The organism is Streptomyces globisporus, from assembly GCF_003501885.1.
GTDB lineage: Bacteria > Actinomycetota > Actinomycetes > Streptomycetales > Streptomycetaceae > Streptomyces > Streptomyces globisporus_D.
Genome location: NZ_QWFA01000212.1, coordinates 1 through 10,715 on the forward strand (window position 1 = coordinate 1; position 10,715 = coordinate 10,715).

Sequence of the window (10,715 nt, forward strand, 5' to 3'; positions counted from 1 at the left end):
GGGGCGGGGTGGGCGGCGGGGCGTCCTGGACCGGGACGATCGTGCCGGTGGCGTTGTCCGTGGGATTGGGGTCGATGACAGCCCCGGTGACGGACCAGTTGACGCGCTGGTTGCCGGTGGTGACGCCGGTCAGCCGGGCGGTGATCTTCACGTCGGCGCCGGGCGGGACGATGCCGAGGGCGCACTGGGGGGTGCCGGGCGCGCAGGTCCCGGCGTCGGTGGTCAGTTCCTCCAGCCGTACGCCGGGCGGCGCGTCGACGGTGAGGGTGGTGCCGGGAGAGGGGGCGGGGCCCCGGTTGGTGACGGTGATGGTCACCTCGGTGTCGGAGCCGACCTCCACGGCGGGCTGGGTGGGCGGTGCGGTCAGCGACAGGTCGACGGACTGCTGGAGGGCGGGCTCCTTCTGCCGTCCGGCGTGCGTGTTGTCGACGGGGGTCAGGTCGCCGGAGGCGATGTCGAGGACGGAGAGCTGTTCCATGGAGTTCGGGGCGAGCTCCCGGCGCGCGGTGAACACGAGCTTGTCGCCACCGGGGGTCCAGGCCACGTCGCGGGGCTGGTGGGGGCCGGTCGCGGAGGTGTCGGGGATCGGCAGGTCGCAGCCGGCGGGGTTGTCCTTCTGGACGGAGGGCAGCACGACACGGCAGCCGCCGCCGCGCAGGGGCTTGACGAGGACTCCGGCCTGCTGGTTGACCCTGCCCCCGCCGTCCTTGCGGTTGAAGGCGACCTTCAGGCCGTCCGGGGAGAACGCGGGGCTGTCGTCGATGACGTCGCAGTCGCCGGGGCAGATGGTGGCGCTGAGGTCCCTCTGCCGGCCGAGGTCGGCGACCGGCACGACCCAGATGTGCTTGTTGCCGCCGTTGCCGTCGATGACGTGGTTACGGGTGAAGGCGAGGTTGACGCCGTCGGAGGACCAGGTGGGCTGGGCGTCGCCGCCGGTCTGCTGGCCCTCGGGCGGCCGGATCTCGTCGAGGATCGCGCCCGAGGCGACGTCGGCGACGAGGATCCGGCTCGGGCCCGCCGCGTCGCCGGTGCCGCCGGGCGAGGTGCGGGTGAAGGCGAGCTTGGTGCCGTCGGGCGAGAAGGCGGGGTCGGTGTCCCAGTCGCTCGGGCCGCGCCCCGCGAGGGGCAGAGCCGCCGCGTTCCTCCCGTCGGCGTCGGCCATCCAGATCCGCTCGATCCGCCCGGCGTCGGTGTCCTCGAAGCGGGTGACGACGATGCGGCGGCCGTCGGGGGTGTAGCTCTGCCGCTCGGTCCAGGGGTCGAAGCCCGCGGCCGGGTTGAACAGGGGGTCGACGGCGGGGCTCTCGTTGGTGCGGGCCGCCGGGTCCTCCTTCAGGATCGTGAGGCCCAGGTCGCGGGGGTCGGAGCCGTCCTGACGAACGTCCTGGAGCGTCACGATCTGCGCGGCGGCCAGCAGCTCGTCCGGCTTCTTGACGGTCTGCGGGTCCGGGGTGATGCGGGGGACGACGACGGTCCCGGCCGGGGGGAACCAGGTGGGCGACCCCACCTCGCGGTTCTCGTTGACCAGTTGGTCCGGCGGTGCGTCCCCCTCGAAGGCGGTCACCCGGTAGACATGGTCGAAGTCGTCGCAACCGCAGGTGTGGTACGGGCTGAGGAAGACGACGTCCTTGCCGTCGGGCAGCCAGGAGGCCGACCGGGTGCCCCACTCCGCGTGCCCGCCGGCCAGCAGCGGGCGGTCGGTGCCGAGGCCCTCGGTGGCCCGCAGTTCCGTGCCGTCGTCGACGTTCGGGTCGGGGTTGGTGGTGAGGGTGTACGCGACGATGTTCCGGTCGGCGGGGTCGGTGCCCGGGTTCCAGGACGGCTCGGTGGCGTCGCCGGCCCCCGCGTCGCTGATCCGGGTCTGCGGGCCGCCGTCGACGTCCCGCACGTATATCTGCCGGCCGAGGGCGGTGTCGCCGTCGCGGGCGTACGCGATCCTCGTGCCGTCCGGGGACCAGGTCGGGGACTCCTCGTTGTCGGCGGTGTCGGTGAGCCGCCGCAGATTCGAGCCGTCGACCCCGACCGACCACAGGTCGCGCTGCACCGTGCCGCCGGGGCCGGGCTCCGCCGAGTCGAAGACGACGGTCCGACCGTCCGGGGAGAGTTCCGGGCGGGCCGCGTCCCGGCCCTCGGTGAGACGACGCACCGACCCGTCCGCACCGCGCACGTACACCTGGGGCTTGGCGCTGTCCCGCAGGCTGGTGAAGACCAGGACGTCACCTCGGGCGGAGGGGTCCTGGTCGTAGTGGGCGGGCCCGTCGCCGAACAGCGGGTCGGTGGTGTCCTGGTCGTTGGCCCGTCCGAGGCTGCGGTGGTCGGTACCGGCGAAGGCGATCCGCCCGGCCCGGCCCGGTTCGGCGTCCGCAGGGGCGGCGACGGCCTGGCCCGCCCCGTCCGGTGCGGCGGCCGAGCCGACCAGCAGCAGCGGCGCCAACAGCACCACCGCGCCGGTCAGTCGGCCGAACCGGGAATGCTTCGCCGGGCCAGCAGTGCCGGTCACGGCCCACCTCACAGTCTCTCGATCGACTCTCCACCGGCCAGCATCGCGCTCGCGCGGGGTCGGAGGACAGGCCGCGAGTACCCGGACCGGGGGAAGGGACCGCTGCCCTTTGCGGCGGTGGGTGTACCGCGCTCGGGGCACCGGCACCGCCGGGATCCCGAGGAAAGACCGGAGGCGTCGAGCGGCCCGCACAGCGGCCCCGCCGGCCGACGGAGGTCCGTCAGACCGGCGGCGTCGTCGCTGCGCGGAGGTGCGGCGGTGTCAGAGGCCGCCCTGGAGGTAGGAACGGGCCGCTGCCATCACGTCCTTGAACTGCCCGTCGGCGATGGCCTGCAGAGGCGAATCGTCCTCCAGCTGCGGGTTCATCCCGATCGTCCTGGCGTGTGCCGTGACGCCCGGGGAGACCTGGTCGCTGCGGATCACCGGGACCGACGATCCGTCCGGGATCGACTGCACGGTGGCCGCGGTCGACGGCCCCGCCCGCCGCCGGGCCCTTCCCCACGCGGAGGACGGGGACGCGCTGACGGCCGACGTCGATCTTCCCGGGGCCGGGCTGTACCGGGTCACGGTGGGGGCCGACCGGCTGCCCTCACCGCTGACGCAGCTGGTGTTCGCCGGTCCGGGCGGCACGCGTCCCCCGGAGGGCTGAGAGGTCCGAACAGCGCGGCCCTCCCTCAGATCAGGCCGTGGCGCATCGCGTAGCCCACCGCGTGGGCCCGGTTGCGCAGTTCGAGGCGGGTCGCGACCTCGTGCAGCACGTTCTTGACGGTGCGTTCCGAGTACGAGGTCCTCTGCGCGATCTCCGCGGTGTCGCAGCCCTCCGAGACCAGCCGGATCATCTCCGCCTCGCGCGCGGTGAGCGTGGACAGGGTGAGCCCCCGGGGGTCGAGGACCGTGCGCTGGAGGGAGCTGACGTGGTCGAGGAGCTTGCCGAGCAGGTCGCCCGGCAGGACCCCCTCGCCGTTGGCCATGGCGCGCACCAGGTGGACGAGCCGGTCCTGGTCGGCCTCGGCGCGGCGGAGGACGGCGGCGACCCCGCACTCGATCATGGTCTGGAGGGCGCCCGACTCGAAGTACCCGACGACCAGTCCGGTGCGGGTGGAGGTGTTGCGCTGGAGGCGGTGGAGGAGCTGGACGGTGGACTCGCCCACCGTGTCCACCACGACCAGGGAGACCTGCGCCCGGTCCGCCTCGGCCTCCGGGAGCAGTTCTATCTCGGGGCGCACCCGCAGTTGGTGGACCATGCCGGTCTGCAGGATCAGGTCCTCCGCGTACACCGCGACGGAGACCCTGCCCCCGGGCGCTCCCCCGGCGCCGGGCGTGCGGCGGCCGGCGGCGTCGGGCCTGCGGTACTGCCCGCGTGCCGCCGTGCTGTTCGTCGTTTCCGTGATCGTCATCGTTCCGTGCCCGTCTTCCTCAGGTACTTCAGCCTGATATGCCTGCTGTGCTCGTGATCGCCCTCGCCGTCCGGGGCAGGGTGAGCGGGCCCGGCGCGGGGGCGCGGGGACACCGAGCCGGTGGGCCCTCGGGGCACCACCGCTGCCCGCTTCTTGCCCTTGCGTCTCTGCTGCCGAGCCGTGTCGGCGGCCTACCGTCGCAGAGTGACCACATCTGCCGAACTCGCAAGCCCCCCGGTGACGGTGTCGCCGGGCGGTACCGCGACGACCACCCTGACCGTGCGCAACGACGGCGACATCGTCGAGGCCTACACCCTCGAAGTGGTCGGCGACTGTGCCGCCTGGACCACCGTCGAGCCGGCGCGTGTGTCGCTGTACCCGGGCACCTCCGAGACGGTGACCCTCACCTTCGCCCCGCCCCGGTCCCACGAGGTCCGGGCGGGCGTAACCCCCCTGGCCGTACGGGTACTGCCCGCCGAACGCCCCGAGTCGGTGGTGGTCCCGGAGTCGACGGTGACCGTTGCGCCCTTCCACGAGCTGCGTGCGGAGCTGGAGCCGCGCCGCCGCCGGGGATGGCTGGGCGCCCGGTTCCGTACCGCCGTGCAGAACAAGGGGAACACCCCGGTCGACGTGGTCCTCGCGGGCCGGCAGGACGGGGAGGACCTGACGCTCGGCTTCACTCCCGACAAGAAGCGCCTGGAGCCGGGCGAGTCGGCGGAGGTCGCGCTGAAGGTCCGGGCCCGGAAGCTGATCTGGTTCGGCGAGCCCGTCACCTGGCCGTTCGAGGTCCTGGCGACCGAAGGCGGCGGGGAGGGCGAGGCGGACGCCGAGCCCAAGGCCGTGGCCACGGGTTCGGTCGACCACGGGCAGCCCGGTGGAGCCGAGCCGCTGCCCGGGGAGTTCGCCCAGATACCCGTGCTGCCCAAGTGGCTGCTGATCGTGCTGGCGGCGCTGCTGGCGCTGCTCCTCGCATGGTTCGCCCTGGTGCGGCCCGCGGTGCAGAGCACGGCCAAGCAGGCCGGGGCGAAGGCCGCGCAGGAGGAGACCGAGCGGGGCAGGGAGCAGGGGTCGACGCCGCCCGGCGGTGCGGAGAACCCGGCAGGCGGCCGGGGCGAGGGGACCGGTCCCGACGGTACAGGCCCCGGCGGGACCGGTTCCGGCCCGGGTGGCACCGGCGGGGGCGGCGGCACCGGCGGAAACGGTGGCGGGGGCGAGCAGGCTTCCAGAACCATCGACGTGAAGACCCGAGCGGGGGCCACCGAGGAAGGCGCCTACAAGGTTCCGGCCGGGAAGGTGTTCCGCGTCACGGACGTCGTGGTGGCGAACTTCCAGGGCGACGAGGGCCTCGTGACGATCTCCTTCGGAGAGAACAAGATCACGACGATCGCTCTGGAGACCTTCCGCAACCAGGACTATCACTGGGTCACCCCCATTCAGGTTCCGGAGAACGCCACCGTCACCGCTTCCGTCACCTGTGCCAAGCCCGGCACCCCGGCTACCGGACAACAGGCTTCCGGGTGCCATCAGGTTCTGAATGTCAGCGGCGTACTGAGCGATCTCGCACGGTAGAAGAACGACAGAAGGAACGATAGAAGGACGAAGGAAGGACTGCGGAACGTCGGTGGAATCAGCGACGCCGAGCCTTCCGACGAGACAACAGCAGAAGCCCTGCCGAAAGGAAACCCGGCGTGCCGGACAGTGGCGGATTCGCCCTCCCGGATACGCCGGCGACCTCTACCGGTTCGGTCGCCCGCGGTGTCGACAGCACAGGAAGAATATCCGCTTCAGGCGGCAAGCGGCACGAACAAGCCTGCTCAGGACTGGTTCTGACGGTGCGACGGCAGGTAACGGGTGCCCGTTCGGAGCCTCTTCGTGCCCGTTTCCCGCCCTCGTACCCGACCGAATCCACTCGTCTTCTCGGCTCATTCTGGCCGAATCACATCACCTCGGAGTGTTTCCCCCGGACACCCCGGACGGTACTCGGCCACCCGTGGTTTACCGGGAAAAAGAGATACCAAACACATGGGCTTCCCGGCGCGCCGACCGGCCTTTCCCCCAATCCCTCCGCCGAGGCGGCTCGTTCGCGCTCCGACGTAACACGTTGTTCTCGTTCTCGTCACGTGGGCGGCCGAATGCGCGTGGGCGACCGGGAATAGGGGCGAGCGGTTCCGATCCGACCGCCAAGGGCAGGGTTACCCGGCGTCCGAGAGCCCGGAAAGGGCAGTCTCCTTGCCCCGTGTCGGGGACTCCGGGACCTACTCCCGGCCCGCGCGGCCGGTCAAGACTGGGCGGTGATCGAGTGACCGTCCAGAAGGAGCGAGCATGCCGTCGTACCTCACCCCCGGTGTTTACGTGGAGGAGGTGCAGTCCGGAGCACGGCCCATCGAAGGAGTCGGCACCGCGGTCGCAGCCTTCGTCGGCTTCGCGGGGACGGGCCCCTTCCACCAGCCGACGCTGGTGACCAACTGGGACCAGTACGTGCAGACGTTCGGCGCCTTCACCGCCGACACCTATCTGGCGCACGCCGTCCACGGCTTCTTCGCCAACGGCGGCGGCGCGGCCTACATCGTGCGCATCGGCGGCCCCGCGCAGGGCGCCGACGGTGGCGACCGGGCATCCGCCGCCCAGGCCCCCGCCCCCGTCGCGCTCGGCGGGTTCCTGGTCGCCGCCAAGCCCGGCACGGGCGACGGCCTCTCCGTGGAGATCGCCGACGCCGAGGGCGAGAACCCGCCGGAGGACCGCTTCCGGCTGCTCGTACGCCAGGGCGGCAAGGCCGTGGAGACGTACGACGTCTCCACCCGCAAGAACGTCAAGGGCTACCTGGTCACCCAGGCCCGCGACTCCAAGCTGATCCAGGTCACCGAGCAGCCCGGCACGGCGCAGAGCCGCCCCGAGAAGCAGACCGTGGCCCTGGCCCCCGCGACGGCGGCGGCACCCGGCAACGGCGTGGCCCGGCTCGACGCCTCCGAGTACGTGGGGGACGCCTCCGCGCGGACCGGGTTCGCCGGTCTCGAAGCGATCGACGAGATCACGATGGTCGCCGTCCCGGACCTGATGAGCGCCTTCCAGCGCGGCGACATCGACGCCGAGGGCGTCAAGACCGTGCAGCTCGCGGTCATCTCGCACTGCGAGCAGATGGGCGACCGCGTCGCCGTCCTCGACACCCCGCCCGGCATGAACGCCCAGCGCGTCCGCACCTGGCGCAACGAGGACGCCGGTTACGACTCCCGCTACGCCGCTCTCTACTACCCGTGGGTGAAGGTCTTCGACCCGGCGAGCGGCCGCAACTCCCTGGTCCCGCCCAGCGGTCACGTGGCCGGGGTCTGGGCCCGCAGCGACAATGAGCGCGGAGTCCACAAGGCCCCCGCCAACGAGGTCATCCGGGGCGCCGTGGACCTGGAGATCCGGCTCTCCAAGGGCGAGCAGGACCTCCTCAACCCGATCGGCGTGAACTGCGTGCGTGCCTTCCCCGGCCGCGGCATCCGCATCTGGGGCGCGCGCACCCTCTCCTCCGACCCGGCCTGGCGCTACCTCAACGTCCGCCGCCTCTTCAACTACCTGGAGGAGTCCATCCTCCTGGGCACCCAGTGGGTGGTGTTCGAGCCGAACGACGACCGCCTCTGGTCGAGCATCCGGCGCAACGTCACCGCGTTCCTCACCGAGGAGTGGCGGCGCGGCGCGCTGTTCGGCCGCACCGCCGAGGAGGCGTTCTACGTGCGGTGCGACCGGAGCAACAACCCGCAGGAGTCGATCGACCTCGGTCAGGTCGTCTGCGAGATCGGGGTGGCCCCGGTGAAGCCCGCCGAGTTCGTGATCTTCCGGCTCTCGCAGTTCTCGGACAGCACCAGCCTCGTCGACGAGTGACCCTCGCGGCCCTTCCCCACCACCCGCAGCACGATCGCAACCGGAACAGGTGACACACAGTCATGGCAGAGGGCGACGCTCTTTCCACCCACATCTTCGGCGTTCAGCTCGGCGGCTATCTCGTGGAGTCCATCCAGGAGATCAGCGGCATGACCGTCGAGGAAGAAGTCGTCGAGGTCCGTCAGGTGACCGCCGACGGCAAGCAGATCATCCGCAAGCAGCCGGGCGCCCGCCAGGCGGGCGAGGTGACGATCACCCGCGGGCTCGACAAGAGCAGCGAGTTCACCACCTGGATCAAGGAGACCCTCAACAACGGGGCCGTCGACACCGCCCGGCAGAACCTCACCATCGAGATCAAGGACTCGACCGGTGAGACCGTCCGCCGCATCCAGCTGATGCAGGGCTGGGCCTCCAAGTGGGAGGGCCCCTCGCTCAAGGCCGGCGAGTCCAGCGCGGCGACGGAGACGGTGACCATCACCTTCGAGGAGATCGTGGTCGAATGAGGCGCCGGACCGTTACGCCGGGCGCCGGGCTCGAAGAGACCCTCGACAACCTGGCCGCCGCGACCGCCACCCGCCAGGAGGCTCCGGCCGCCCCGGCGCCCGCCCGCGCTCCTCGGCGCGAACGGGACACGCTGCAGACGGAGTTCGCCTTCGAGCTGCCGCGCGGGTACGTCGACGACGAGGGCCGGGTGCACCGGAGCGGCACCATGCGGCTCGCGACGGCCCGGGACGAGCTCAAGCCCCAGATCGACCTGCGGGTGAAGGAGAACCCGGCGTACCTGTCCGTGGTGCTGCTGGCCCAGGTGATCACGCAGCTCGGCCCGATCACCGACGTCCACACCGGGATCGTCGAGCGGATGTACGCGACCGACGTGGCGTTCCTCCAGGACTTCTACCGCCGGATCAACAGCGAGGGCCACACGCATGCCGCGGTGACCTGCCCGCTGTGCCAGGGGTCGTTCGAGGTGGACCTCTCGGGTGGGCGCCTGGGGGAATCGTGACGTACGCGCTTCCCCGGCTGCGGGAGGAGATCGCGTACGTCGCCTACCACTTCCATTGGCAGCGTGAGGACATTCTCGACCTCACCCACGGCGAACGTCAGCAGTGGGTGCGGGAGATAGCGCGGATCAACACCCGCGTCAACGAAGGCGGGTGATCGTGTGGGGTTCGGGGACTGGCTGCGCCGTGCGGACCGTCGGCGGTCCGTGACGCCGTCGCGGGAGAGCGAGGTCCGGGGCGGGGCAGGGCGCGACGGCATGTCCGCCGTGCCGGCCGTGCCCGCCGGGCCCATCGTGTCCGGCGAGGCCGGGGACGGTGGCGGGGGCAGTGGTGCCGACGACGGTGGCTGGGACGGCGGATGGCGGCGGGTGGCCCCGCCGTCGGTGACCGTCGCCCGGTCCTCGATCGGTGTGAGCGACGGATTGCGGTTCCGCGCGCGCCTGGCCTCCTGGCAGAACCCGTCCCTCGGCGGTGAACTCGGCCACGCCGTCCTGCCGTCGGCCCCGGTCGGCCTCATCCACGGAGTCACCCGCCCGGGCTCCGCACGCCCCTCGACGTCCCCCGGGGGCCCGCTGCTGCTGCGCGCGGTCCGGCCCGCCGACGACCCCGCCGAGTCCCTTGGGCCGGCGCCGGACCTGCCGTCCGCCTCGGTGGGGCGGGCATCTCGGCGTGGTGCCGGTACGGGTGCGGGGTCGGGGAAGCCGGGTTCGGCACCGTCGGCGGTACAGCGGTCGGCGGCCTCTGCGGCGGGCCGGTCGTCGTCGGGTGGTTCGGATGCCGTGAACCGGTCGTCGTCGCGTTCTTCGGAGCCTGCGGGCCGGTCGTCGTCGGGCGCTTCGGGGGCTACGTCGCGGTCGTCGTCCCGCGCTTCCGGGTTTACGTCCGGGTCGTCGTCGCGTGCCCCGAGGCCCGGGGATCCGTCGCCCCGGGGTGCTTCGGGGGCGTCGTCGGGTGCCTCCGGACCCGCGAACCGGTCGTCGTCAGCGGGTACGCCGGAGACGGTGTACGTGTCGCGCTCGACGGCTTCGACGGGCCGGGCGGCGGCGTCAGGTAGGTCGGGCTCGGCGGGGCCCGCTGACGCGGCGCGGTCCGGGGCTGCGTCGGGGCCCTCGAACGCGGGGCGGTCCGGCTCGGTACCCGGGCCCGCGAACGCGGCCAGGTCCGGGTCGGAGACCCGGTCTGCGTCCGGATCGGCGACGTCGTCCAACTCCTCTGCCCGGTCCGCCTCTTCGGGCTCCTCCGCCCGGTCCGCCTCTTCGGGCTCCTCGGCCCGGTCGGGCTCTTCGGGCTCCTCGCTCCGGTCCGGTTCATCGGGCTCGCCCGTGTCCGGCTCATCGGGATCGTCCCGCTCGTCGGACTCGGCGGACTCGGCGGACTCGGCCGGCTCGTCGGACTCCTCGGCCCCGTCCAACTCCTCGCTCCGGTCCGGCTCATCGGGCTCGCCCGCGGCGGGCTCATCCAGCTCGGGCGGCTCGTCCGGCTCGTCGCACTCACCCGGCTCATCCGGCTCCACCGCGTCGGGCCCGTCCAGCTCGGGCAGCTCATCGGGCTCGGCTGTGTCGGGCTCATCCGGCTCGGCCGCGCACGCGGGAGCCCATCCCGCTCCCGGGCGGCCCACGCTCGGGCCCGGGAACAACGCTGTGGCTGCCGTCCGCCCGCCGTCGCGGCCCGCTGCTGTGCGCCCACAACGGATCGCGCCGCCACTGACGGTCGCCCGGCGTCCGGCCATGCCCCTGCGTCAGATCGCCGGCCTCGCGCCTGCCACCCCCGCCGCGTCTCCGACAGCCGCACGCGCCACCGTCCAGCGAGCCGCGTCCGAGCAGGAGAGCAGTCCGGGCCATACGGAGTCGGTCGCCCCGGACCGTACGGGGCCGGTCTCCCCGGGCCGTCCCGCTCCCCCGCCCTCCGGCCTCCGCTCCGCCCCCGACAGGCCCGCCCCCGAAGCCGTACGCC

At 72.6% G+C, this 10,715-nt stretch carries 9 protein-coding genes; 6 read left to right on the forward strand and 3 right to left on the reverse strand.

The genetic code is table 11. The features are described from left to right. Nucleotides 1–2,500 (reverse strand): hypothetical protein (locus D3105_RS29000; protein WP_240647060.1); only part of this gene is annotated, 2,500 nt, incomplete at its 3' end. Nucleotides 2,501–2,888: 388 nt separating this feature from the next. On the opposite strand from D3105_RS29000, the gene D3105_RS29010 reads away from it, so the two are divergent. Further along, entirely contained in the window at nucleotides 2,889–3,149 is a 261-nt protein-coding gene (locus D3105_RS29010; RefSeq protein ID WP_240647061.1) for a hypothetical protein, read from the forward strand. Nucleotides 3,150–3,174: 25 nt separating this feature from the next. Here D3105_RS29010 and D3105_RS29015 read toward each other — a convergent pair whose 3' ends face one another. Then, nucleotides 3,175–3,897 carry a helix-turn-helix transcriptional regulator gene (locus tag D3105_RS29015; RefSeq protein ID WP_118905918.1) on the reverse strand — a complete coding sequence of 241 codons (723 nt, stop codon included), beginning with the start codon at nucleotides 3,895–3,897 and terminating at the stop codon, nucleotides 3,175–3,177. 237 nt (nucleotides 3,898–4,134) lie between these two features. Here D3105_RS29015 and D3105_RS29020 point away from each other — a divergent pair, with 237 nt between their 5' ends. From D3105_RS29020 to D3105_RS35910, 5 genes are all read left to right on the forward strand, one after another. Then, the gene (locus D3105_RS29020) at nucleotides 4,135–5,466 is read left to right on the forward strand and encodes a hydrolytic protein (protein WP_118905919.1); all 1,332 of its coding nucleotides are present in this window, start codon (nucleotides 4,135–4,137) and stop codon (nucleotides 5,464–5,466) included. A gap of 753 nt (nucleotides 5,467–6,219) precedes the next feature. Continuing rightward, nucleotides 6,220–7,761, forward strand: coding sequence for a phage tail sheath family protein (locus D3105_RS29025; RefSeq protein ID WP_118905920.1), 1,542 nt, complete (start codon nucleotides 6,220–6,222; stop codon nucleotides 7,759–7,761). A 62-nt stretch (nucleotides 7,762–7,823) separates the two neighbouring features. Then, on the forward strand, nucleotides 7,824–8,264 hold the full coding sequence (locus D3105_RS29030) for a phage tail protein (protein ID WP_010060032.1): 441 nt from the start codon (nucleotides 7,824–7,826) through the stop codon (nucleotides 8,262–8,264). Then, nucleotides 8,261–8,764, forward strand: coding sequence for a hypothetical protein (locus D3105_RS29035; protein WP_118905921.1), 504 nt, complete (start codon nucleotides 8,261–8,263; stop codon nucleotides 8,762–8,764). Before D3105_RS29030 ends, D3105_RS29035 begins: the two co-directional genes overlap by 4 nt. Further along, nucleotides 8,761–8,919, forward strand: a complete 159-nt coding sequence (locus D3105_RS35910; RefSeq protein ID WP_003966147.1) for a DUF6760 family protein — start codon at nucleotides 8,761–8,763, stop codon at nucleotides 8,917–8,919. Before D3105_RS29035 ends, D3105_RS35910 begins: the two co-directional genes overlap by 4 nt. 1,581 nt (nucleotides 8,920–10,500) lie before the next feature. Here the strand turns inward: D3105_RS35910 and D3105_RS35000 are convergent. Then, nucleotides 10,501–10,715 (reverse strand): hypothetical protein (locus tag D3105_RS35000; RefSeq protein WP_206272941.1); only part of this gene is annotated, 215 nt, incomplete at its 5' end.